The sequence below is a fragment of the Calyptranema fuscum S582 genome, from assembly GCF_055793305.1.
This window is the reverse complement of sequence record NZ_JBSLYH010000008.1, coordinates 55,201-81,107: the sequence shown is the minus strand read 5'-3', so window position 1 is coordinate 81,107 and position 25,907 is coordinate 55,201. Positions and strand designations below refer to the sequence as shown.

General features: G+C 49.0%; 18 protein-coding genes. 6 read left to right on the top strand and 12 right to left on the bottom strand.

What is annotated here, in order from left to right; all coding sequences use genetic code 11:
• Window positions 1-202: 202 nt before the first annotated feature.
• On the bottom strand, window positions 203-1,255 hold the full coding sequence (gene hemF / locus ACR6Z4_RS07795; RefSeq protein ID WP_479716674.1) for an oxygen-dependent coproporphyrinogen oxidase: 1,053 nt from the start codon (window positions 1,253-1,255) through the stop codon (window positions 203-205).
• Between the two features lie 844 nt (window positions 1,256-2,099).
• Here hemF and ACR6Z4_RS07790 point away from each other — a divergent pair.
• The 4 genes from ACR6Z4_RS07790 to glmM all read left to right on the top strand — a co-directional run bounded on the left by ACR6Z4_RS07790 (window position 2,100) and on the right by glmM (window position 5,794).
• Window positions 2,100-2,687 (top strand): SRPBCC family protein, encoded by a 588-nt coding sequence (locus ACR6Z4_RS07790; protein ID WP_479716673.1) that lies wholly within the window; start codon window positions 2,100-2,102, stop codon window positions 2,685-2,687.
• 100 nt (window positions 2,688-2,787) lie between these two features.
• Complete coding sequence (locus ACR6Z4_RS07785; RefSeq protein WP_479716672.1) at window positions 2,788-3,306, top strand: hypothetical protein; 519 nt, start codon at window positions 2,788-2,790, stop codon at window positions 3,304-3,306.
• A gap of 15 nt (window positions 3,307-3,321) precedes the next feature.
• Window positions 3,322-3,615, top strand: a complete 294-nt coding sequence (locus ACR6Z4_RS07780; RefSeq protein WP_479716772.1) for a DUF7734 family protein — start codon at window positions 3,322-3,324, stop codon at window positions 3,613-3,615.
• 691 nt (window positions 3,616-4,306) lie between these two features.
• On the top strand, window positions 4,307-5,794 hold the full coding sequence (glmM, locus tag ACR6Z4_RS07775) for a phosphoglucosamine mutase (protein ID WP_479716671.1): 1,488 nt from the start codon (window positions 4,307-4,309) through the stop codon (window positions 5,792-5,794).
• A 133-nt stretch (window positions 5,795-5,927) separates the two neighbouring features.
• Here glmM and ACR6Z4_RS07770 read toward each other — a convergent pair whose 3' ends face one another.
• Complete coding sequence (locus ACR6Z4_RS07770) at window positions 5,928-8,672, bottom strand: GAF domain-containing sensor histidine kinase (protein ID WP_479716670.1); 2,745 nt, start codon at window positions 8,670-8,672, stop codon at window positions 5,928-5,930.
• 1,682 nt (window positions 8,673-10,354) lie between these two features.
• Between ACR6Z4_RS07770 and purN the strand changes: the two genes are divergently transcribed.
• Window positions 10,355-10,957 carry a phosphoribosylglycinamide formyltransferase gene (purN, locus tag ACR6Z4_RS07765; RefSeq protein ID WP_479716771.1) on the top strand — a complete coding sequence of 201 codons (603 nt, stop codon included), beginning with the start codon at window positions 10,355-10,357 and terminating at the stop codon, window positions 10,955-10,957.
• A gap of 228 nt (window positions 10,958-11,185) precedes the next feature.
• On the opposite strand, the gene ACR6Z4_RS07760 is transcribed toward purN, so the two are convergent.
• The 6 genes from ACR6Z4_RS07760 to ACR6Z4_RS07735 all read right to left on the bottom strand — a co-directional run bounded on the left by ACR6Z4_RS07760 (window position 11,186) and on the right by ACR6Z4_RS07735 (window position 19,056).
• Window positions 11,186-11,941, bottom strand: a complete 756-nt coding sequence (locus tag ACR6Z4_RS07760; protein ID WP_479716669.1) for a metallophosphoesterase family protein — start codon at window positions 11,939-11,941, stop codon at window positions 11,186-11,188.
• A 525-nt stretch (window positions 11,942-12,466) separates the two neighbouring features.
• Window positions 12,467-16,081: a PAS domain S-box protein gene (locus ACR6Z4_RS07755; protein WP_479716668.1), complete on the bottom strand. Its 3,615-nt coding sequence runs from the start codon at window positions 16,079-16,081 to the stop codon at window positions 12,467-12,469.
• A gap of 355 nt (window positions 16,082-16,436) precedes the next feature.
• Entirely contained in the window at window positions 16,437-17,111 is a 675-nt protein-coding gene (locus ACR6Z4_RS07750; RefSeq protein ID WP_479716667.1) for a GUN4 N-terminal ARM-like repeat domain-containing protein, read from the bottom strand.
• 32 nt (window positions 17,112-17,143) lie between these two features.
• The gene (rfaE2, locus tag ACR6Z4_RS07745; protein ID WP_479716666.1) at window positions 17,144-17,650 is read right to left on the bottom strand and encodes a D-glycero-beta-D-manno-heptose 1-phosphate adenylyltransferase; all 507 of its coding nucleotides are present in this window, start codon (window positions 17,648-17,650) and stop codon (window positions 17,144-17,146) included.
• 309 nt (window positions 17,651-17,959) lie between these two features.
• Complete coding sequence (locus tag ACR6Z4_RS07740; protein WP_479716665.1) at window positions 17,960-18,649, bottom strand: response regulator transcription factor; 690 nt, start codon at window positions 18,647-18,649, stop codon at window positions 17,960-17,962.
• A 194-nt stretch (window positions 18,650-18,843) separates the two neighbouring features.
• Window positions 18,844-19,056, bottom strand: coding sequence for a hypothetical protein (locus tag ACR6Z4_RS07735; protein WP_479716664.1), 213 nt, complete (start codon window positions 19,054-19,056; stop codon window positions 18,844-18,846).
• Between the two features lie 173 nt (window positions 19,057-19,229).
• Between ACR6Z4_RS07735 and ACR6Z4_RS07730 the strand changes: the two genes are divergently transcribed.
• Window positions 19,230-20,651, top strand: coding sequence for an NADP-dependent isocitrate dehydrogenase (locus ACR6Z4_RS07730; RefSeq protein ID WP_479716770.1), 1,422 nt, complete (start codon window positions 19,230-19,232; stop codon window positions 20,649-20,651).
• 319 nt (window positions 20,652-20,970) lie between these two features.
• On the opposite strand, the gene ACR6Z4_RS07725 is transcribed toward ACR6Z4_RS07730, so the two are convergent.
• From ACR6Z4_RS07725 to ACR6Z4_RS07710, 4 genes are all read right to left on the bottom strand, one after another.
• The gene (locus ACR6Z4_RS07725) at window positions 20,971-22,248 is read right to left on the bottom strand and encodes a hypothetical protein (protein WP_479716663.1); all 1,278 of its coding nucleotides are present in this window, start codon (window positions 22,246-22,248) and stop codon (window positions 20,971-20,973) included.
• A gap of 170 nt (window positions 22,249-22,418) precedes the next feature.
• Entirely contained in the window at window positions 22,419-23,603 is a 1,185-nt protein-coding gene (locus tag ACR6Z4_RS07720) for an LptF/LptG family permease (RefSeq protein ID WP_479716662.1), read from the bottom strand.
• A 102-nt stretch (window positions 23,604-23,705) separates the two neighbouring features.
• Entirely contained in the window at window positions 23,706-24,434 is a 729-nt protein-coding gene (gene lptB, locus ACR6Z4_RS07715) for an LPS export ABC transporter ATP-binding protein (protein WP_479716661.1), read from the bottom strand.
• 226 nt (window positions 24,435-24,660) lie between these two features.
• Window positions 24,661-25,128 (bottom strand): LptA/OstA family protein, encoded by a 468-nt coding sequence (locus ACR6Z4_RS07710; RefSeq protein ID WP_479716769.1) that lies wholly within the window; start codon window positions 25,126-25,128, stop codon window positions 24,661-24,663.
• Window positions 25,129-25,907: the final 779 nt, after the last annotated feature.

Below are 25,907 nucleotides of genomic sequence, written 5' to 3'. Positions count from 1 at the left end.
CCGTTTTAACCCTGGGAATTAAATAACGTCGATGATGTGTTGCAGGGGCGAACGATTCAATCGTCGATCTGATTTAATCCACGATCCTTAGCTCATTGACGTTAAGGATCATAAATTAATTAAAAACCGGATGTTTATGTTTGAAAGCGCGGCTCCGCTGCGCTTTCAAACATAAATCTTCGGTCTTATTAAATCCACGATCCTAAGCTACTTGGCTAGAAACCTTGAGATCCTGGTTTGCCCAATCTTGAGGTTTGAGGAAGACCTCATATAGCTCAGTTTCAGGAGTATTGGGTTCTGGATGGTAGCTATATTCCCAGCGAACGAGGGGAGGCAGAGACATGAGGATCGATTCGGTGCGTCCATTGGTCTGCAACCCAAAAATCGTGCCTCGGTCGTAAATCAGATTAAATTCTACGTACCGCCCTCTGCGGTAGAGTTGGAAATCGCGTTGGCGATCGCCATAGGCTAGATTCCGTCGTCCTTCGACAATAGGCACATAGGCGGGCAAAAATGCATTGCCACAATCTTGAACAAAGCTAAACAACTGCTCCCAACTGCGAGGCTGTAATTCGCCAACTTTGTTACTATGGCGTGCTGCGTCACCATCCTCTGAAGGACCACGATAGAGGGTTCCGCGACCATCTTGGTAGTCGAAGAAAATGCCACCTACCCCTCTAGGTTCTTGGCGATGCTTGAGATAAAAATATTCATCGCACCATAGCTTAAATGTGGGGTAGTATTCGGGGTGATTTTTGTCGCATGCATGCTTGAGAGTTTGGTGAAACCGAACGACATCTTCGGCGAACGGATAGTAAGGTGTTAAATCGATACCGCCTCCAAACCACCATACTGGACCCGCTTCAAAGTAGCGATAGTTGAGGTGAACGGTTGGGATATAGGGATTGTGAGGATGCAGCACCATGGAGGTGCCGGTTGCATAGAAACTATGCCCTGCGGCTTCGGGACGTTGCACCAAGATCGATGGGGGCAAATCTTTGCCCCAGACCTCAGAGAAGTTAACTCCACCTTGTTCAAAAACTTTGCCGTTTTTAATAACGCGCGATCGCCCACCCCCACCTTGTTCTCTTTGCCACGCATCTTCTTGAAAGTGTGAGCTTCCGTCCAGTTGTTCTAATGACTGACAAATTTGATCTTGTAAGCCCTTCATAAACTGACTGACACGCTCACGCGAGTCAGAAGGGGGTAAAGAAAAATTCGATGTTTCAACTTTTTCAGGGGTCGAATTCACCATAGCGTTTGCCTAGTTTTTATCTAATAAATCTGCGTCCCGGTTGTTGTTGAGCCTTAGATAACCCACATTCACCTGAACAGACGCTTGATGCTAAGACCTTGCCAGGGAGTAAGGGTAGATCGCAATTTAGGCACGGAATATAGCCTATCTTGAATCCTGCCCCTGCGCGCACAATAGAGAGGAAATGTAAAGAACAGTCACATATTACGTCAATTTAAATCAAATTCCGGGGGCGGAAACAGAGCGGAAATCGCAGTCTGGCGTCAATTCTGCAATTCAGTAGAGTTCATTAAGATATTAAAAACATATCTTTACAAACATGACGTGAGGGGGATGCCCTGCGGTTTGAGAGTGGCTTATACTGGCGATGTTTTGAATCCGGATACCTTAACTGCTTGCACTACAATAGAAGACTTGAGATGAACGCAGCAAAAACCTTTACAGAGGTTGGAGTGACTACCAATCAACTCTATAGGGGGTTAAATCTTTGACTAGTGCACCCAATTAAAGTGCACCCCATTAAAAGTGTTGCAGGGGGTGGAGGGGATGAACCTCACTCTTGGGGGCGTAGCCTCGAATTCCCACGCTGCAAAATGTAGTGGTTGCACTACCAGGGATCACGGATTCAATACGACTCAGAAACAACGACTCAGAAAAACTCAGAACTTTATGAAGAAGTGCTGCATCGCCGTGCTTCTTAAATAAATTTCGGTTTTAGGTTATCCAAAAAATCTTAAATGACACCTTGGGTATGACCAAGGCGATCGCTGTTGGCAAAGAGCCTAGAGCCAAGAGATATATCCCTGAGAGGATAGCTGTATATGGCTGAAGGAGGAAGTGTTTAATGTCTGACGGTTGGTCAAAAGCGACGCATCAGGATTCATCCTGGTTTCGTCCACTCGTAGGTACGTATCAGGCAATTAGCTCGGCTTCGGTAGATGCTTTATGGAAAAAAATAGAAAATTTGGCAGATGTATCCTGGCATCCGCTGATTGCCAGCACTAATGTTCCTAAAGGGTTGTTACCCAAACCGGGGCTGATTTATCGGGCTGTGACGCGGTTAATTCCGATTCCCATTCGTATTTTTGTTGAGCGAGTTTTGCCGAAGGAGTTGATTAGCGTCAGAATTCTGGCGTTGCCCGGTGTTGAGGAGCGGGTCACGTATCGGGTGGAGTCAACAGTTTGGGGAACTCGGGTTTCTTACTCTGTGACTCTCAGGGGATGGCTATCGCCTCTGGTGTGGTCGTTGATTCGTCCGTATGCTGCCAAAGTTGCTGCCGAATTAGCCCATGCTGCTGAGCGAGACGCGTTAGAAGCAGCCACACAACCCTCTAAAATTCGCCGCGCTCAATATCCTGATCTTTTAGGTTCCCTAATTGTTGTATCGTGTGTAGGGCAGTTGTTATCTAGTGCGCTGCTGTTTCAGTCATAGGTAATTTCCTGGAAGAAATTGGGTTGATATCCATTAACCGAAAATCTAAACCAGAAATTTTTACAGAAAAGAAGTATTACGCGATTCGTTATTTAGCATCATGAATTACGTTGTCGCAATTTTGCCTGACCGATTGCAAGCGGAAGCGGCTTATTCTGCATTAGAAGAAGAAACGTTGTCGATCAAGCAGGTCAGTATTGTTGGTAAAGGGTATAAGGACATTGATGAGTATGGATTTTTGGATCCGGCTCAAATAGCACGCCGACAGGCGATTTTTATGTCGTATTGGCTGGTGCCTTTTGGATTTATTGCGGGTTATTCGTTTAACTTGCTGACGAAATTTGAGTTATTTCCCTGGGCAGGTTCGTTGGGAAATCATTTGATTGGCGCAGTGTTTGGGGCGATCGCCGGAGCGATGGGTAGCTTCTTCGTCGGGGGCGGTGCGGACTTAGTGTTTGGCAATCGCGATTTCCTGCCGTATCGGAAGTATGTCAAATCGGGGAAATACTTGATTGTGGTGAATGGACCGCCGAACCTGACCAATCAGGCAACCCGGATTTTGAAGCAATTTGAGCCAGAAAATATCCAGCCGTATTATATTGATCCGGGCAATTTGTAACTGAGGGAGTGAACGATTCTGATCGGGCAGCGTTTAGAACAATACACACTCAAACATCCTCAAGAGGTTTTGTTGGTGACTGTAGCGATCGCCAATGAAACGGATCAGATTGTCATATTCAAAGGGTTTTCGAGTTCTCTGATGCGATCTACAGCCGTTGACCCTGATGTGCCGGTGATCTCGGAGGATGCCACCATTGTGGCGATCGATCGCCTGAGAAGCCCCTATTTGCCCGATAACCCTGACTATCTTGAGCGCAATTTGACCTGGGATGAACTGCAAACTCGTCTTATCGCGCTCGGTTTGTGATCAGTCCGACTGGATCGCGATCGCCAAATCATTAGAATCACAAGTTAATTAAAACCCGGAATTCTATTTTTGGAAGCGCGGCGGAGCCGCGCTTCCAAAAATAAATCTCCGGTTTTATGAAATCCACGATCCTTAGGATTGCAGATCGGATAACGCTAGCTCCTGGTTAGGGGGCGACGGCAGAGCCGTCGCCCCCTAACCAGGAATGACGGGCAGACGTTGACCCTGTAGCTCGATCAGTTTTAGAAGTATTACAAAATTAAGGAAGTTGGGATCAAATCTATCCAATTACTGCTATAGCGTTGCCGCTTAAAATGCTATGCTCCACTGTAGAAATTTCCAGAAAGTCTCCTGCTTTTCTGCAACTTGATTAAGCTTGTGGTGTATTTTCCGGAAATCTCTGAAACTCTATCTAAAAAGCTAAAGAGGATTTTGCTTTTGTTGCCCAACGCGATCGAGTTAGGAGACGTGACGAGTTAAACAGATGTGCTTGATGCAGTGTTCAACATCTTTAACCCATCACTCTCCTGGTTTTGAGCGCGTAGCGCCATAGCATCCTTAGCTCGTACTGACGAAACCCACGTCCAGGTTTTGGAATGGCATTTTGCCTACGGCAAACCACCCATTTCAAAATAGATTGGGTTTACCTAGATAGATCTCTTAAGTGTGTGATGTGTGGAGTAGATCATTCATGGTTTTATCTTCTGTTCCCCCAGACCAGATCGTTTCGGCTAACGCTTCCCGTACTGTTTCGCAGTCAATTCCCGACTCATTAAATGGAATTGAATGGAGCAAACTTTCTCTTCCCAGCAGTCGTTTATTTGGCACAGATGGCATTCGGGGACGAGTGGGGGATTTGTTGACCGCACCGCTAGCGTTACAAGTTGGGTTCTGGGCCGGGAAAATTTTGCAAGCCTATGGCGATGCCCATGCGCCCATTATTCTGGGGCAAGATTCGCGTAACTCTAGCGATATGCTGGCAATGGCATTATCAGCTGGCTTAAATGCTGCCGGATTGGAGGTGTGGAACTTGGGCCTGTGCCCAACTCCAGCGGTTGCCCATTTAGCCAACGTCTCATCGGCTGCGGGTGGAGTGATGATATCTGCCAGCCATAATCCGCCAGAAGATAATGGCATTAAGTTTTTTGCTGGCAATGGTGCCAAACTGTCGCCACGGTTGCAAGAACAAATTGAGTCAGCATTGCGCAGTCATGGAGCCTCGTTAGAGCCGATGGAGTCGTTACCTGCGCCGTCTGCTCAGCATCACTATCGACCCGAACTGTTGGATGTGTATGTGGAGTCTCTGCACCAGCCGCTGCTGCCTCAGGTGAGTTTAAAAGGCATGCGGATTGTTTTAGATCTGGCATGGGGTGCCGCGACTCAACTGGCACCTGGCGTGTTTCGAGCTATGGGAGCAGAGGTCATTTGCCTGCACGATCGCCCGGATGGCGATCGCATCAACGTCCATTGTGGTTCCACCCATTTAGCCTCGCTACAAGCTGCTATCCAAGAGCATGATGCAGATTTGGGTTTTGCTTTTGATGGCGATGCTGACCGGGTGATGGCAGTGGATGCCCAGGGTCGGGTGGTTGATGGTGACTACATCCTCTATTTTTGGGGACACGCGTTACAACAGGCAGAGCAATTGCCCGATCAGTTGATTATCTCGACCGTAATGGCAAATTTGGGCTTTGAGCGTGCCTGGGAAGCTCTGGGAGGAACCCTGATTCGCACTGCCGTGGGCGATCAATATGTCCATGCTGAAATGGTCAGTCGGGGGGCAATGTTGGGTGGAGAGCAATCGGGTCACGTCCTTTGCCCCCATTTCAGTGTCTCTGGAGACGGCATGTTGACGGCGTTGCATTTGGCAGCTGTCGTGCAGAAATCGGGTGTATCGCTGGCAGAATTGGTGGATCAAAGTTTTCAAACCTATCCCCAACTTCTGCGTAATATTCGGGTAGACGATCGCGATCGCCGTCTGAATTGGCAAACCTCAGATCTGTTGCAACAGGCGATCGCCAGAGCCGAAGCAGAGATGGGCAACCAGGGGCGCATTTTGGTTCGGGCGTCGGGCACAGAACCCGTGATTCGGGTCATGGTGGAAGCCTGCAACGCCGAACTCGTCAGCTATTGGACGGATGAGTTGGCACAGGCAGTGCAGCACTATGCCGCCGCTTAGTTCCTGGGCAATATGAAGTCAGGACAGGTCATGTATGGAAAACGTCGCAGAGCAACGTTTTCCATACATGACCCTCTGGATTTGGAGCGTGATACGAAACACACAATCCGTCAGAGCAGAAAAAATCAAGGGGTTATGTCTCAACGCTAGGTTCTTTGCCCAGCCGAATCGGAATCTCGATGATAAATTCTGTTCCTTCACCGGGATGAGACGTGCAGAATAATTGCCCCTGGTGTTTATCGGTGACAATTTGATAGCTAATGGATAACCCCAACCCTGTGCCCTTGCCCACAGGTTTTGTGGTGAAAAAAGGATCGAAAATTCTGGCGCGAATGGCTTCAGACATTCCCAGCCCATTGTCGGCAATGTGGATTGCCACGCGATTGCGATGCAAAACCTCCGTCCGAATCGTTAGAGTTAAAGTCTCGGGATATTCGGTTCGTTGCTCTAAGGCATCCACGGCATTGCCCAAAATATTCATAAAGACCTGATTCATCTGTCCGGCAAAACACTCCACCAGGGGAAGATCACCATAGTCTTTGATAACAGCGATCGCCGGACGATTTGAACTTGCCTTCAGCCGATATTGCAAAATTAGTAACGTGCTGTCCAACCCTTCATGCAGATTGACGGGTTTGATTTCTGCCTGATCCAACCGCGAAAAACTTAACAGAGACTGAATAATCTGGCGAATGCGATCGGCTCCTACATTCATGGAGTTGAGAATTCTCAATAAATCTTCGGTCAGAAATTCAGGTTCAATTTCTAGCGCTCGTTGGATAATGTCGGGATGGGCTGCGGGATAATGCCGTTGATAAAGCTGGAGCAAGCTCAACAATTCTTCGATATATTCTCGTGCATAGATAATATTGCCGTAGATAAAGTTCACGGGGTTGTTAATCTCATGGGCAATGCCTGCCACGAGTTGCCCCAAACTCGACATTTTCTCGGTTTGAATTAACTGAGTTTGCGCTTCTTTCAACTCCTGGACGGTCTGTGTCAGTTGGGTGGCTTGCTGTTGGGTTTGTGCCAATAAATCGCCTTGCTGAAGCGCGACACTCAACTGGGCAGCCACTTGCGTGACAAACTGAATTTCTGATGGTTCCCAGGTGCGCGCCTGACTGCATTGATGGACGCAGAGGAGTCCCCACAAATTTTCACCCCGGTTCAACGGCACCACCAGATTGGCAATGATCTGAAATCTGGCAAGGACGTCAACATGACAATCTCGTAGACCGGCATGATGAATATCGGCAACGGCTTGTATTCGTCCTTTTTGGTAATACGCAGAATAGTCTTCGCCAAAACAGTGATCGTGAACTTTACTGGCGATCGCCGAAGGAAACTGGGGCAATACATCCTCTGAGATAAATTCACCCTGATTAAAATTAGAATCCGGGTCAAAATAGAAAATGGCGACCCGGTCGGCATTCAGTGCCCGTCGCACCTCTTTCGCGGTGGTTCTAAAAATCGTGTTGAGATTAAGCGATTCTCGGATCTTCGCCACCACTTCAAATAACACCTGCTGCTGCTCGGTTGCCTGTTGCAACTTTGCCGTGCGCTCTTGCACCTGTTGTTCCAGGTTGGTGTTGAGCAACTGTAACTGCTGATGCATTTCGTGTTGCTGAATCGCCGTTGCAAACTCATTGCCTAAGGCTTCAGCCAACTTGGTATCACCCTCTGTCCAGTGATCCGACTGACCTTTTCTTGACTCTTTCCAGACTTCAAACGATAGGCGGGGTTGCACTTGTCGTTGATCGGGGTCAAATTCGCCTGCCCAGAGCGTTTCCGTTTCTATCTCGTCACGGAAGAGGCTGAGATAACCGAGCAATCGCTGCCGATACCAGAGGGGAATGATCAGAATTCCGCGAATATTGGTCAGTCGAAATGCCGGTTGGAGATTGCGCAGTTCGGGGACTTTGTACAAGTCAGAAATTGCCCAGATCCGATGTTCAGATCCTCTAAAATATTCTCGCCAGACGCTATATTGCTCCATCAGGGCAAAACTGGCGCGTCCGTATATCGCTGGTTGTTTGCCAACGGTATAGAGGGTACCAGGATCGGCTATATCCCCAGCAGTTGTATTCTCTGAGATTTCGGTGGTGGGGTGGGGTGAAAATTCCGTCGGTGCAATATAGAGTCTGCCGCCAGAAGCTCGAAACGAGGCAACGGTTTCTTCCAACGCGGCTTGTAATTCAATCGTTGAAAGCGAGTGCAGTAAGGTCACAATCCGGTTTATCGTGGTTTCTTGCCATGCTTTTTCTTGAGCCTGGGCTAACAAAGATGCCTGGGCGATCGCCACCGACAGTTGATCGGCAACCATTTGTACGCTTTCCAGTGCGGAGGCAGGGATGGATCGAGGCTCGGAATGATGGGCGACTAATAACCCCCACAGGCGATCGCCATCAAAAATAGGCACAACCGTCGAAGACTGAACTCCCATTGCGGTTAAGTATTCTGCATGGCACGGATCGATGGGGCGATAGCGAATATCTTCAAAAACAAGTTGCTCCGCTTCTAGATGAGTCATCAAACTCTGACCGGCTTGTTGAGACATAACATCCACTACCGCCCGCATCCGCGCTTTGACAAAAAGTTCGCGTGCGTGCGCCGGCAGATCATCTGCCGGGAAATTAAGCCCTAGTAACGTCGGTAAACGCTCTTCATGAATCGATTCAGCAATAACTTGACCACTGCCATCGGCATGAAACTTGTAAATCTTGACCCGATCCACCTCCAAAAATGACCGAACTTCCGCCACCGTCGCAACGAAAATATCTTGCAATTCAAGAGATTGGCGGATCCGTTGAAGAATGCGATATAACAAATTTCCTTGATCAAGTTTCATCATTGCTGCATCTACATCGGTCAGATACATTACCTAGCCTCAATACGCGTTGATTGAAAAAGAAGACGATAAAAAACTGCCATCTTACAGCGCTTCGCGCTTGAATATGTTTAGATTTTTTGTTGTGTGCCGCGCAGAGCGCGGCACACAACAAAAAATCTGTGGCTTAATCAATTGAAAATGGCTGTAAGGAGATTTCTGAAAAAGATGTTATCCCTGTAAGGGCGAAGCATTCGTTAGATAGTCTTTAGTCAATGGCGAAAATCATAGTTCGAATGTTTCGTCCCCACGATTTGCTGGGATGACCTTTTCTAGAAATCGTCTCAGGCATACAGATTCATTACCCTGTTATTTTTTCGAGAGAGCGATGGTGAAGCCACCGCCCTCTCGAATCGACTTGGGTTTTATGAAAGCCACGATTCCAAGCATTAGATAGAAACGTCCTTATAAACAAACAGGGGCAGAAGTAGCGCATCCCGATTTCGTAACGTTTCGTTGAACAAGGGGCTGTCTTATCCGGTTAGAGCATCCGTGGTTTAACTGACATGACAAGTCCTCTAGTACACCAACTTAAAAGTTTTAGAGGGGGTGGAGGGGGTAAAACCCCCTCTTGGGGACGCAGCCCCCAAACCCCCATGGTGCAAAATTTCGTCTTTGCAACACTAGATCAATCGGTCTAGAACTCTGTCAAGTTTTGGGGGAAATCGATCAGGTGTGTTAGGCGGGGCAATGCCCTGAGGCATACGGATTGATGAAGGGGGTATCGCTTGCATGGGAACGCCGCATACCCCACAGAAAGCAGGCTATGGTAAACGTTTTTGCGATCGCCCTGGAGGTATCCGAAGATTTATTTTTGGAAGCGCGGCGGAGCCGCGCTTCCAAAAATAAACGTCCGGGTTTTAATTAATTTGCGATCCTAAATGCTGCACCCAGACACGTAGACGGCTGAAGTTGCCGATCTGACTGAATCCCCGCTCCTGACCGCTGACCTCAACACTCACACCCTAATTGATTACTCGCGTGTTGCCTGTGATTTTTTGATGATATTCAGTTGGGAGACGCCGTAACTAAAATATCTTTGGTCGTCGAGAAAATAGCACCCTTGCCTGAAAGCAACGCTCCCACCATTTCTACTTGTGTACTTAAGGCTGTCTACAGGAGAGCCGATCCAGAGCGTTGTATTTTTAACTGTTGTTCTGATTGGTTCTAAGCCCCATTTGTGGGTTCTGAGACCCATTGGATGGATTGGCAAGAATAGGTTTTGCCCTCTTGCATTTTCTGATCTGTTTCAGCATTTTAGTGATTCACCCAACAAATGTTAACCCGGTTAGTCATCGTATTCCCTCGGATCGAGACTCCATAGCGTGAGAAACAAACGGTTAGCTACACGGTATAAGCCTGATGCAATTGGGTAAGGACAGGTGATGGGTTAACGCCTCTGGCGATCGCTATCCAGTATTCCCAATGCTTATCTTCAATGGGACAGAATTTAAAGCCTAAATGTTGCAGAGAATGGTCATGGCATGATTCATTTCCCTCAACAGTAATAAATTCAGCTGGATTGTAGTTCTCTCACGGCTACCAAACTCGATCCACAAGCTGTCTCTTTCCGTGATAGTTTATTCGTCTGCAACCTATTTTTATCGCTAGTTGTGTCAGCCAGTTTAAATTCTCTAGTCCCTATCGATCCTGCTGCCAGTTTAATATCTCCAATGCTGGCGATCGCTTCTTCTCAGTCTGCATCTGCACCCGCTAAATTGGGAGTCATGGCATCGGGGAGTGGTAGCAATTTAGAGGCGATCGCTCAGGCTATTGCTGACCAGCACCTCAACGCGCAAATTCAGGTTGTGGTTTACAACAACCCGGATGCTAAAGTCAGCCAACGAGCCGATCGCTGGGGCATTCCTAAAGTGCTGCTGAACCACCGAGACTTTGCCAATCGCAGTGCCTTAGACGAAGCTATCGTGCAAACTCTGCACCAGCATCAGGTGGAATGGGTGATTATGGCAGGCTGGATGCGGATTGTAACCCCGGTTTTGATTGATGCCTTTCCCCACCGGGTTCTGAATATCCATCCCAGCTTATTACCGAGCTTTCCGGGAGTGCGGGCTGTCGAACAAGCATTAGCGGCAGGGGTCAAGATTGCAGGATGTACCGTTCACTATGTGGTGCCAGAAGTAGACAGCGGCCCCATCATCATGCAGGCAGCCGTTCCCATTTTGCCGGACGATACTGTAGACACCTTGCATCAGCGAATTCAAGTGCAGGAGCATCGAATTTTTCCAATGGCGATCGCTCTGGCAACACAGCTTTAGATGCCTGAATACTACTGGTTTCGATACGATAGCAATTGAGTAGAGGGTTAGGACGGTGGGGGTGTGGGGGCTGCGCCCTCAGCCAGGGGTTCTACCCCTGTACTCCGTTCAACCAGCCTCTCGGTCGCTATACTTACGCGATGATGTCGGGACAGGTAATGTATTGAAAAGGGATGGTTTTCCGTCGGAAAACCATCCCTGCTAAAAGTTAAGTGACGGTTAGTTGGGTTACAGCTTCATCAACTGTCGCCGCCGCGCCAAAACTTGATCGGGTTGGATCTGAACGACTGCCTCTTCTAGCGGTAGCTTTCTTTGCTGCTCTTGAAAGACATTGACTTGATAAACCAGGCGATTGGTCATATCAACTCCGGTCAGCCAGCCGCTCTTGGGATGATAGGCACCCGTGTCAATATCGAGCCAACCTTGCCCCTGAGCCAACGCTCCAGGTGAGACATTGGGCAAGGTAAAGGTGATGGTGTGACCTGTGATAATTAACTTATCCGGGAAATATGGCTTGGTCATACTGTGGAATTCTTCTCGAATCCAGCAATATTCTTGGGTGGTTTGTTCTGCCAGGGGCAAGCGGGGATGAATGCCAGCGTGGGCAAGCCAGATATCACCGAGATCCAGATGGGTGGGCAGGGTTCGAATCCAATCGACGTGCTCTAACAGGGCTGAGGGATTTTCGTAGCTGGCAACGGTAGTCTGTCCGCCGCTATAGAGCCATGCCTGTAGTGCTTGTTGGCTGACCTTGCCGTCGGGTAACGCTTCTAACAGCAATTGCTCGTGGTTGCCCAAAAGGCTGGAGTAGCCATTTTGTTTAACGAAATTCACAACCTGAGCGCTTTTAGGACCTCGATCGATCAGATCACCCAGAAAATACACGTGATCACGGGTACCTGGAGCGATCGCCTCCATGAGTTTCATTAAGCCATCGTAATGACCATGTACATCCCCGATGAAAATACGACGACCAACAGTCACAATAACTCTGCCTCGTTTAACATCACTTTTAAAAGCAACAAGTAATCTGTATGGATAGGATTACTGTGATCTAATGCCCGGATCCGCAGACCAAGACATCTATTATAGAGAAACTAAATTAGCTTCTACAAAATTTAGAATACCCAATAGAAATTTCCTTGCCACACTTCTACCATAATTCACCGTCGTCAAATGTGGCACACTGCCGGGTCTGCCTTTACGGAAACTTATATCAAACCCCACAGAGGAATACGACCCCTTTTTGGTTGGGTGAAGCCGAACCCTGTGGGTGAAGGCTTCAGTTCCTGAGCGGCTTACTTTTGCTCTGCTTCACAAACGGATGGAGTCGCTGCCAGTGCTGTAGCTGTCGTTAATATAGCGCTTCGCACTCAGACGGATTACGGTTGTTGAGAGAGCCGCGCTCCGCGCGGCTCTCTCAACAACTTGTCCATCATGCCCTTGAAAATTGCTGTAGTTTAGGTGTGCGCCTGGACACCATGGGTGACCTGATCAGTGACCTAATGGTTAGGCATCTGCGGCAGCGGTGGGGTCAGTGTTGGCGGCAGACGAAATTGCCAGGGGCAGCGTTAACCAGAAGGTCGAACCTTCTCCCAGACGGCTCTGGACACCAATTTGTCCGCCATGAGCCGTCATAATCTGACGGCAAAGATAAAGCCCCAAGCCAATGCCAGTAGAATGGCGAGATTGACTGCCGCGCGAGTAGCGCTCAAAAATGCGATCGCTCACCTCTGGGTTCATCCCCACACCATCGTCTTGCAGCATCAGGCGAATCATGTCGCTTTCGACCCGAGCATCCAGGATCAGATTGACACCGGGTGGATTGTGGTGCAAGGCGTTGGTGATCAGGTTTTCAAACACTCGGCGCAATTGTACGGGGTCGGCATTGACCAGGGGTAGATCGGGCGGCACCTGGTTGGTTAACTGGGCCTGATTTTTGCTGACCAGGGGTTCTAAATCTTCTGTAATCACCTGGGTTAACAAGCTCAGTTGCACCAATTCGTAGTTTAAAATGACACCACGTGTCTCGGCGGAATGTGCCTGGAGCAGCGAGTTAATCAGTTGCAGTTGGTGGTTACTGCTTTGCACCATGCGCTGAAAGATCGAACGGCTGACACCGATGGTTTCACCGGGTTGGTTAAGCAAGTTACCGATCACCAGCGATATTCCCATAATAGGCGTGCGCAAATCGTGGGAAAAGGCATTGAGAAACTCGTCTTTTAGCTGGTTTAGATCTTGCAATTCTTCCATGCGCTGTTGCAGTTCAGCGGTGCGTTCTGCCACCTGCTGTTCTAACCCTGTATTTAGATCTCGGACTTGTTTATATAGCTGTGCCTGTTGGATGGCGATCGCCACATGGGTTGCCAGTTGCCGGAGTAAGTCGATTTCAAAGGCTTGCCATTCTCGGGGTCGGCAACATTGGTTGGCAACTAATACGCCATAGAGTTGACGGTCAAGCATGATGGGTGCAACAACGGCTGCCTGAATTTGGTATTGGGCATAGTAAGCGGCGATCGCGGGATAGTCTGTTTCCAGTCGCGCATCATTGACCACGCGCATTTGCCCACCGGCAAACATTGCCTTGACTTCAACCATTTGTTCGGGGTCAATTCCACCTCCCAAGATCGATGGATAGTCTGGAGCGACTGACTCTGCTTCTGCCACCATAAGGCTAAGGTCGTTGGGGTCAAACTGCCCGATATAAACCCGATCGACTTGAAGAAACTGGCGGATCTCGACCACGGTAGTATCGAGAATTTGTTTTAAGTCCAATGACTCGCGGATGCGTAAGGCAATATCGCGTACCAGGCGATCGCGTTCTGCGGCGGCTCGCAGTTGTTGTTCTGCCTGTTTGCGCTCTGTAATATCTACCACCATGCTGAGCAGACACGCCTCATTGCCAATGTGAACCATTTCTGCTGAAAACAGGGTGGTTCGGACTTTGCCCAATTTCATTCGAAACTGGCATTCCATATCTCGTACCGAGCCGTGATGCTGAAGGGCTTCGAGCATGCGATCGCGATCATCTGGATTGAGCCACAGTTGTAAGTCTTGGGTTGTTTTCCCAACCACTTCCTGACGCAGATAGCCAGAGGTTTTGAGAAAGCTTTCATTGATATCAATAATTCGCCCTTCAGGTAACGTCGAGATGGCGAGGGAATTGGGGCTGGCATGAAAGGCTTTAGCAAATTTTTCTTCAGAGCGGCGCAGGGCGGCTTCAGACTGTTTGCGCTCGGTAATATCCCGAACAATTGCCAGCACTTCATCGTCGCCACAGACGACCAAGCGGGCTTCATAGTCGCGCACCGACGCCGTTTCATCAGAAAGGCTATCTAAATCGGGGCTGATGGATTGATACAGCAGGCTGGCGCGGGTTTTGGCATCAAACCGGAGTTGATATTCAAACCGTTGACTTTGCCCGGTTGCCAGCGCTTGCTCAACATACTGCATCCGCAACAGGGCTTGTTCACGTGGTAAGACATCGTAAACTGTTTTGCCAATCAGCTCACTGGGCGGGATCAGGGTGATATCGTCTGAGTCTACTTTGCAATCGAGATAGGTGCCATCGCGACGAATCCGGAACATCAGATCCGGAATGGCATCGACCAATGCCCGATTGCGTGCTTCACTCTGACGAATTTCTTGTTCTGCCCGTTTGCGCTCGGTCACGTCCTGGACAATCCACAGCACTTCGTCTTTGCCGCTGATCACCACTCTGGCTTCATAGTCGCGCAACCCATCTACTTCGGAGAGTTGATATTCGCAGGTTTGTAAGGTTTCTGTTGCTAAGGTTTTGCGAATGGTTGCCAGACACAGATCTGCAACATCGGATGGTAATAGGTCGTGTAAGTAGCGCCCGATAATGCCTGTGGATGGCACCGTAGCGGTGTGATTTGCTTTGAAGTCTAAATATTGACCCTGAGGATTGAGCCGAAACATTAGATCGGGGCTGGCATCAAGCATGGCTCGATAGCGGGCTTCGCTCAGCCGACACTCGGTTTCTGCCAATTTGCGATCGCTGATATCGACCAACAAGCCATCCCAAAGCAAATCACCGTTTGCCTGCCGTTCGGGGCGTGCAACTCCCTGCAACCACTTGAGTTTGCCCGATGGGGTAATAATCCTGCCTTCCCAATTCCAGGGTTGCAGCGTTTCAGCAGATGTGTGGATTGAGGTTTCGAAGCTAAGGCGATCGTCAGGATGGCACAAACTCAGTAGCAAACAGGTATCGGATTCAATCTGGCTGGGTTCCAGTTCTAATAGCTCTCTGGAGCCAGAACTGGCATAGAGGACTTGATAGCTACCATCCATGCTGCGACGACATTGATAGATCATGCCGGGAACATTGGCAGCAATATTATGCAAGCGCAACTCACTTTGGCGTAGGGCTAACTCAGCTTGCTGACGGGCGATCGCCCCCCCTAAGCTAGTTGCCATCATTTGCAACGCGGTTTCTTCATCGGGCGACCAATGGCGTTCTGTAGAACAGTCATCGAACCCGATCACGCCCCATAGCGTGCCATCCATTAAAATCGGCACGATTAAAATCGATAAAATATCTTGAGCTGCCAGCATGGCTTGCTCAGCAGCGGGCAAGTCTCGTACCCGCGCACAAAATGACTGCCCGTTTTTAAATAAGTCATACCAGTGCGTCAAACCGCTGTCGGCAAAGGTGCGGTTCTGCAAGGCAGGATTATCGAGTTGGGGGGTAATCGAGTCTCGAACCCACTCAAACCGTTGACTAACCGCCAATTCCCCCGTATCGGGATGGGGATGACTTTCGAATAGATACACTCGATCAACCCGAGTGGCATGACCCAGGGTTGCCAGGGCTGAGTCAATCGCCTGGGTATAGTCTCGACTGGTTAAAAGCTGGCTGCTAGCTTCTGCAACGCTGCGCATTAAACTCGATTCGGCAACAGGAAAGGGCGCACACTTGCCGTTGTTTAAGCTTGCCTGCGCAGCCGGATGTAAAGCACCATCGGGACTGTGATGATTCGGCGTGATGGCGTTAGCATCCTCTGGCTGAACCCCAGCCAAAATCTGTTGCAATTGGGCAAACGCTGCATCATCCCGGCAACAATTGCGCAAGGCCTGTAGGCGTTCTGAGCTAAAAACCATAGTCCCTTCGCCAGGGCATTTATCGGGGCAATTTCAGGCAGGGTTGTGAAAATGGCTAAGCGATCCCCATAACCGTCCTGACGATCGCAAATTACGTAAACCCCAGACATTGTTTTGAAAATGCGGCAACGCCACGCTTGCGAAACAACTTCGAGTCTATTAAATCCGCGATCGTTAGGATCACAAATTAAATACCTGAACTCCTTTTTGAGAGGGTCACGGCTCCGCTGTCCCTCTCTCAAGAAGAGCTGAGTTTGATTCAATCCACGATCCTTAATGACTATTTATGCCATTAAATCAGTTGATTTTAGCCTTTCTTAACGATGAAAACAGGTATGGATGTTCTATGAGTGTTTTAGCCCCATGCGGGGTGGCGGAAGAGCGAATCAATCACTCGCACACCTCGAAGTTGGTTAGACAGGGGTAAGTGCCCTTTGGGCGCACTCAGATCCCAAATAAACTCTTGAGGATAGCGCGTCCAATTATTGCCCGATCGCCAACCAATCTGAGTCCAAAGCTTATCCCAATTTTTGCCCAAACCCAGCCACAAATCTCGCTGTACCGAAAAGCCAAATTTACCTTCTGAATACACCAACCAGAGTGTGTTAATGGTTTGCAAGTCGGTAATTGAAAAACTTTCTACTTCGGTAAAATAAACCCATTTCCGCTGGATGGCGGCATTGCCTGCCAATTCACATAGCTTTTCCAGGGTGATACGATCGGCAGCCTGAAAATCTCCCTGACCCAGCAAAGTTTGTAAGGGTGTGTAGTCTATACTTTGGTCAGATTTCAACGCAACGACCCCATTGGGAAACCGATCTTGGAGAAAATCTTTGACTTTGGGTAGAGCCGTCTGCGACAGCAGTTGGTAAGCTTTCCCATCGACCGGAGTAACGGGATTAGACTGCCGTTCTTGCAAAAATTCCATTAATAACTCTGCACCTGTGTCTCCTTGGTTAGCCACCTCTTGCAGAAGCTGGAGTTGAGTTTTCTCAGGCTCAGCCCTTAAACGATAGCGTAAATCAGTCATAGGGTCGGGAGGGGTAGGACAAGGGAAAACGTTCATCGGTCAGTTGCGGCATGAGAAGACAGAATGCGACGGACGATCGCTGTGGTTGAACTGGGCACTTCGATGTTTACCAGTTCGATATGACCGCCGTAGGCTTGTACTGTAGCTGTTTCGGGCAAGGTATCCAGATCATAATCACCCCCCTTGACGTAAATTTCGGGTTGCAACTGCTGGAGCAGGCGATCGGCAGTGACATCTGCGAAGATGACGACGCCATCAACGGATTTGAGGGCAGCTAACACCTCTGCCCGTTGAGCTTCGGGGATGATGGGTCGGGGTGGAAATCCGGGAACCGCAGGTTTAATCTGTTGCACAGAGCGATCGCTATTTAAGCCCACGACTAAGGCGTTGCCCAGGGCTCTAGCCGTTTGCAAATAGCGTACATGACCCGCGTGAATCAGGTCAAAGCAGCCATTGGTAAACACCAATGGTCGCCATCGTTCGGGATGGGCGGCGATCGCCTGTTGTAATTCCGTTAGCGTGAAAATACCCGGATTCATCAAAACTCAACCCAACATCAATGGCAAACCGTTGTGTCAACGATAGACCTCAGCCTTCTAGCTTACCGTACAACCTTCGCGTTAATTTCACGGTCGCGTGGGATTTTGATCGAGCCAGGAGACTGTTCTGCCAACATCAGATGCAGAGCTGATCTGAAGGGTTCATTGTGCGCGCCCGCAGGGCGCGCACAATGAACCCTGCTCAGGATGGTTTGCCTTGGGGTTTCAACTGGTTATTGCTGGACGTCACCTAAAAATGTTCAGGGGTGCAACCTTTGGCTGCACCCCCCAAACACCCTGCTGTTCATGTTAGTCTTCGGTCGATGATTTGGCATTCTCGTCGATGGGCGGACGATAGCCCCGCTCAAAGGCATAGCGAATTAGCTGCGACCGATTTTCTAACTCCAGTTTGCTCAAGATATTACTGAGATGAGTCTGTACGGTGCGCGGACTGACAAATAGGCGATCGCCGATTTGCTTATTGGTATAGCCCTGGATCACTTCCCAAAACACTTTTTCTTCGGCAGGAGTCAATGGTAAGGGCAGGAGCGTATTTTCGACGGGTGGGGCAACCTGCGGGGGCATGGCAGATGCCTGTTGCATCAACCGCACAATTTCAGAATGAATTCGGCGCGATCGCTCTAGCTGCGATTCAATTTTGGCAACCAGCTCTTTCGGCTCAAATGGCTTTACCAGATAATCATCCGCCCCAATTTGGTGACCCTGCACGCGATCATCCAAATCTTTTCGGCTGGATAGGAAGATAAACGGAACCAACTGTCCTGAACGGGTTGCCCGCAAACGACGGCAAAACTCATACCCATCCATCTCTGGCATCATGACGTCGGACACAACCAGATCGGGCAGATCCTGTTCAAATAATGACAGACCTTCAACTCCTGAGGCTGCGCTTTGAACAGAGTATCCACGAGTTTGCAGATAGCGGATCATCGCAGTTCTGAGAGTGATATCATCATCCACGAAGAGAATCTTCTTCATTCAGGCTCCCATGCAATCCTTACATCACAAGCCGTAAAGTAACCGCATCAGCTACTTCGAAATCCATGTTAACCAATCCATCCTGAACCGAGTGATTGATCTCACCAATTAGTCTGATCAACACTCAAGTTGGCGTTGTGGGTGTTGAACCGGATGTATGGTTAATAACGACTTAAACTCTCATGATAGCAATGCTACGTAAACAGAACACACCGATACAAAACGTAGACTTTGCTACAGATCATTTTGGCTTCCCCTCTTGAAGTCGTGTTCATAGACCCAACGCACCGGGTTGAGTGCCGGTCTGCGATCGCTGTCTTTACCCGAAAGCGGTATGGATAGGCAGTTAGAGGAGTCGTCCAGGGCAACGGAGTACCTACTTTTTTGCCAGACTGTAGCAGCGTCATCTGACAACCTCAATACTATTTAAAATTGCGGCACTGCTTAATCTAGCTATGAAATGCGGTGTGGGTGCCGCGCTTCGCGCGGCACCCACACCGCATTTCATAGCCCAAATTAGCAACGCCAAAATTGCTATATGATGCCAGTTGCATTTGATAAACAGGAGTTGCCTCAAATCATGTACGAAAAGATCGTTCCACCGACTGCTGGATCAAAAATTCGGTTTGAACAGGGCGAACCCATTGTTCCCGATGATCCCATCATTCCGTTTATTCGGGGAGATGGTACGGGGGTTGATATTTGGCCTGCGGCGCAAAAAGTATTTGATGCAGCGGTTAAACAGGCGTATGGCGGGCAACGTCAGATCGTCTGGTTTAAGGTCTATGCCGGGGATGAAGCGTGCGAAGTGTATGGCACCTATCAATACTTACCGGAAGATACGCTCACGGCTATTCGTGAGTATGGGGTGGCGATCAAGGGTCCGTTAACCACACCGATCGGCGGTGGAATTCGTTCGCTCAACGTAGCCCTGCGGCAAATTCACGATCTCTATGCCTGTGTTCGTCCCTGTAAATACTATGCTGGAACGCCCTCCCCTCACAAAAGTCCAGAAAAGTTGGATGTGATCGTTTATCGGGAAAATACTGAAGATATCTATCTGGGGATTGAATGGAAGCAAGGCAGTGAAATTGGCGATCGCCTGATTAAACTGCTCAATACTGAGCTGATCCCTGCCACTCCCGAACACGGCAAAAAACAAATTCCCCTCGACTCCGGTATCGGCATCAAACCGATCAGCAAACGTGGTTCCCAGCGGTTGGTGCGTCGCGCCATCAAACATGCCCTGAGATTGCCCAAGTCCAAGCAAATGGTGACCCTGGTTCACAAGGGCAACATTATGAAATATACCGAAGGCGCATTCCGCGACTGGGGCTACGAACTTGCTACCAGCGAATTTCGGGCAGAGTGTGTGACCGAACGCGAATCCTGGATTCTCGATAACCAAGATCGCACCCCCGACCTCAGCATCGAAGACAACGCCCGCAAAATCGAACCGGGTTACGATGCCCTTACGCCCGAGAAAAAACAGCAGATTTGCGCCGAAGTGAAAGCAGTGCTAGATGCCATTGGTGCAACCCACGGCAAGGGTCAATGGCACGAAAAAATTATGGTGAACGATCGCATTGCCGATAGTATCTTCCAACAAATCCAGACCCGCCCTGACGAATATTCCATCCTGGCAACCATGAACCTGAATGGTGACTACCTCTCTGATGCGGCAGCGGCGATCGTCGGTGGCTTAGGCATGGGACCGGGTGCAAATATCGGCGATCAATGCGCTATTTTTGAAGCAACCCACGGAACCGCTCCCAAACATGCTGGGTTAGACCGGATCAACCCCGGTTCTGTCATCTTGTCAGGCGTGATGATGTTGGAATACATGGGCTGGCAAGAAGCGGCTGACCTGATTAAAAAAGGCATTGGTGATGCTATCTCTAACCGAGAGGTCACCTATGATCTGGCACGATTGATGGAACCTCCTGTGGAACCACCCCTGAAATGCTCTGAATTTGCTGACGCTATCATCCAGCATTTTTAGAGAAAGCAAGGCTTAAACAGCGTCGCTCTGCGACGCTGTTTAAGCGCCTTTATCTGTTCTGTTTCTGAGCCTGTAGCCCTAGTTTAGACAGCAGTTCTCTGGGAATCCGAGGTTTAATAGACCCAAGATTTATGGTTGAATGCGCGGCGTCGTTACACTTCTGAACCTGATGAACTGACGAATCTCTGTAAAGGCAGATTTAGCAAGTCTCTGATTGCTTTGCAGTTGGCATTTTGGCGAAACCTGTCCCTACGATAGAATGCGCTTTTTGAGAATTTTGTCGGTCAATCCGCTTCTAAACTGGTTTAGTGGGCGATTCTTACGGATTTCCAAATGTGTTAATTTCTCCGTTGCCGATATAGCGACCTGGTACTTGATTGGGTACCGAAAACGCCGCCTCAGGCTGGGTAGGAGCAGGCGCAGTATAGGGTGACAGCGGAGGAGCAACCCCATTCCCATTATTAGCGGGATTGGCGTTGTAACTGGGGTTGGTAAGCGAGGGCTGCCCTGAATAATTGCCTGGTTGCAACGGTAGCGTATTGGGTGCGATCTGGGGTGCAGCCGGTAAAGCGGTCGTCCTGGGACGGAACGAATCGACATAGGACGATCGACCTGTGGTAGAGGTACCAGGCACACTGTACGGAACGGGTTGTAAGACGCTCGGCATCGTATAACCCGTCGAACCCATCGGCGGTGAAGATGGCACAGGGGCTGGCTGAATCGCTAACCCTTGACCCGGTTGCATCAGCGGTACAGGCGTCGTGGTTTGCCCTGTAAAAGGTTGCTGAGCACTAAAGGTTGTTTGCGACGGGGATGTAGTGTTGCTCACATTGCTAGGCGAATACCGTTGAAGCGCTCGTCCTAGTGGGTCAGTCGCAGTTGTCGTACTACTCTGGTTATTGAGAGCATTTGATAAGGCACTCGGTGAATATAACCCGGATTGCGATGTGGCGGTTGAGCCTGCATTAGACGGACTGAGTAATGATGACAACTGCCCTGGCAATACGTTGAAATTCAAATTGGACGCTGCCGATGGTACAGAATTTTGAGCGTTGGGTAAGAAGGGATTGCCGGAAATCGATGATGAATTTTGCTGGGTATTAGAAGATGAAAACAGGCTAAAGCTTGGCGAAGACAAAGGCATTGTAGAGTTCTGCCCAGACCCATCATTAGTGTTGGCTTGCGCATCGCCGGTAGAGCCACGATTTTGTCTGGATTGCTCTTGGTTACGCCGATTGTTATTGTCGTCTTCTGCGGCTGGAAGTGGTGAATTCAAATCATTCAACAGCAAGGGCAACGTGTCTATGTCTGCCCCAATAGCACTGTCTTCCTGGGATGGCAAGGTCGGGTCTGAGGGGGTAGTGGGTAGACCATCTAAACTGGCGACACCTGTTGCTGGAGGACGATTAGCGACAGCCGACCCTAATTTATCGGAATTCTTCCAATACTCAAAGAAGACGATGATGCCCAAGATTAACAATGCTGCTGAACCCCAAACGGCAGGGCGTTTGAGAATTCTAAAGCGCGCTTTGAGATAGCGAAATGAGGTAGGCGATCGCTTTGAGAAGGATTCTTGATTCGGATGTTGATCAGCCATGATTACCACAAGATAGACGAACGTAAGGTTGAATCGTCTGTCCGACGTTAGTTAATATCGACGGTTGCTCAATCCTAACGGTTTCAGCGAGATTTCGTCTGCTTTTGCCTTAAGAATTTAGCAAACTGTTTATATTTCACGGCAAATATTGCTATAGGTGCGTGTCCGTTCTATCGGGCAGCTCTAACTAGCAAAAACACACCTGACAACAAACCAAACAAGTTCGGGATCCATGCACCCAAGAAGGGCGGAATTAAACCGACCTGGGCGATCGCTCCGGTGGTTACAATCGCCAGATAGTAACCAAAAATAATAACAATACTGAGTGCAAACCCGGTTGCTCGACCCGTTTTGCGCAATTGTGTACCCAACGCTGCACCGACCAGCCCAAATGCAACACAAATAAAAGGAATGGCAAATTTTTGCTGGAGACGCACCCGAAACTCTAAAATTTTCTTTTGATTGCCCGTGGGTTCAATTAGCTGCAAATACTCCATCATCTCGGCAATGTTCATTTCGCTAGGTTCGCGATTTCTCGATGCAATATCGAGCGGCTGCCGAGGTAACTGGAGTTCTTGCTCCTTAAAAGTAGCAATGCTACGAAAGGAGCCATCCGCTGAAACCGCATAAATTGTGCCGTTGTAAAATTTCCATAGCCCCTTGTCAAAATCCCAATTTCCTGATTGGGCGCTGACAATCTGTGCCAGCCCTTGCCGAGAAAAATCCAGGACTGTTAAGCCTCTCATCGTGGAGCCATCAAATTTCCGAGCGTAGAAAATACGCTTCAGCTCATAGTCGTCATCCCCATCCCTTTCTTTGACCTTTTCGTAGTCTTGATAGACGATATTTTCGTCTCGAAAGGTTGGTTTAACTTCATCAAATGCTCTTGCCAATGTCGTTGCAGCCTGATAGTTGGCAGCCGGAACCACGACTTCATTAAGCGCAAAGGTCATCCCGGTGACAATGCAGCACAACACAATGGCGGGTAATACCAGGCGATACACACTCACACCGCAGCCTCTCAGCGCCACCAGTTCGCTATCGCTGGACAGACGGCTGTAGGTGATCAGAGTTGCCAGCAAAACCGACATGGGGAAGGAGTAAGCAATAAACTCCGGTAGCTTCAAAACGACGATTTGTAGAGCTAGCCAGATGGGCAAGCCATATTCAGCAATGCGGCGGATCATATCAAACACCGCCCCTACCGAAACCCCAATCGATGAAAATGCGCCAACGCCAAACAGAAATGGCAGAGTTAGTTCTGTGGCAATGTAACGATCCATGACCGACAAGCGCGGCACCCAAAACCAGGGGTCAAATCGGGATTTAGAAGACTGAGAGAATCCGGAGTTCATGGTCTTTACTTAAAGTAGTCGAGTTGCAGAGCTTGCATCATGGCTGGGGGGGTGAACGGGTGTTCTCTCGGTCATTATGCGTGAGAAAAATTATTTGGGGCTTTAAGGTTGGAACGTGTCACCTAAGTAATATTGCCGTACCAGGGGATTGCTGTATAGCTCTTCGGGGCTTCCGGTTGCCAGGATCTGCCCATCTCGCATGATGTAGGCACGATCGGTAATGGCAAGGGTTTCGCGGACGTTGTGATCGGTAATTAAAATTCCCATCTGGCGATCGCGGAGACGAGCAACGATCGCCTGGATTTCGGCAACGGCTATGGGGTCAACCCCAGAGAAAGGTTCATCTAACAAAAGAAATTTAGGACCTTCGGCACCTGACGCCAGTGCTCTAGCCAGTTCCGTGCGGCGGCGTTCTCCCCCAGACACCTTAATTCCTAAGGTAGAAGCAACTTTCTCCAGGCGAAATTCCTTCAGCAGTTCATGCAACCGATCTGCGTGTTCATAGCGCGGAATGTGGGTTTGCTGAAGTACCAAAAGAATATTTTCTCGCACACTCAGATGGCGAAAGATACTGGGTTCTTGGGCAAGGTAGCCAATGCCCATGCGGGCACGCTCAGACATGGTTAAATGTGTGATTTCATCATCATCCAACCAGACTTTGCCTTGATCAGGTTTTTCTAAGCCCGTAGCGATATAGAAGGTAGTGGTTTTACCAGCGCCATTGGGTCCCAGAAGACCGACAACCTCTCCTCGTGAGACTGAGATGTTGACGCGATTGACGACTACACGACGCTTGTAAGACTTATGAATGTTTTCCAGGACAATTTTCAAAAGCTCACTCTCAATGCCACAAACTAGGAAGGGGTGGTTTTGATCTTATCAGAGGCGGTCGCATCCAAAAATTGATCCCTTCCTCAAACATAAGCTGTAATTATCTAATAGCAGCTTAAACAGAATTCAAGCATGGCTTAATGCTGCTGTGAAAGTTTGAGTGAGTGCCGCGCTTTGCGCGGCACTCACTCAAAAGCGGACTCGATCTAGCCACGAAGCGATCTTTCTAAGGTGTATCGGGACTTAGAGGAGTTTTAAATTCGGGTTTGGGGTTGTAGGTAGACTCATCACCCGTTCCGGCTACAGGTGCGCCTGTAGGGGTGAGAGGGGCATTGGGATCTTGAACAATATAAATAGACTCGACCTGAGCGTTTGTGTCCGGTGTGGCAACAAACCGTCCTTCATCAATTAAGTAAGTAATTGTTTCACCCCGTAAGCTATTGCCATCTTGCAAGACATAGACATTGCCACTCAGGACAATGCGTCGTTCGCGGCTGTAATATTGCGCCTGGATGGAGGTTGCTTGAATATTACGGGCGGGGTAGTTGATCTGAACGTTACCGCGAGCGGTGATAACGCCTGTGACAGCATTGGCTTCTTGAATATCAGACCGTAGGGTCAGGGGTTGCCCACTGGTCACCGTCTGGGCGATCGCAGGTGCAATGGGAGTCGGGAGCGCGATCGCCACAACCATAGTGGCAACAGGAATCAGACTCTTGCCCACTTGCCGCCCAAACGTACGACACATTTTCATAAGAAATAACATAGACTTAACCACCAACCCGATTCGTATCGGTATTTAAGGTCTTGGATTACGATTCTAACCTGTGCTTTCGTTGTTCAAACAAACCGCATGAGCGTAGTTTACCCAACTTTTAGGACATTACCGGAAACTTAAAGTCCTCTCAATCGAGTCAGGATCTGGAATGGCGATTTGGAGTGGCGATCGCCGCTCGATGGGCGCATCTACCTGAACCGATTTCAATTTTCATGCCCAACCAGTTTATAGATTGTGGATTTGATAAACCTGAAGATTTATTTTTGGAATCGCAGCGACGCCGCAATTCTAAAAATAAACGTCCGGGTCTTATTTAATCTGTGATCTTATAGGTGTTTCAGATCAAGGGCTGGATCATGATTTCAACTTCTCTGCCCCTCATATCCGGACAGTTTATGAAACTTATTTGTTGCTTTGTAGATGCAATTAAACGTTTGACAACGGGGTGCAAGAGTGGAACCCCTGCATGGGGGTACAGCCCCTACGCCCCATGTTGCAAAACTCTGTTTCCAACCCAGTTTGTGTTGCCTTAGCGTAGGGGCGCAGCATTTGGTAAAAAATCCTTGGTTCACCTCGAAAATTCTTGCCCAAATGCCACGCCCTTACAAGATTGGATGGCTCCTGACAGATTTTATGTTTTATATCAAATTTATGGCATTTGGTTGATCGCAAAGACACGATTCATAGCGTTTTTA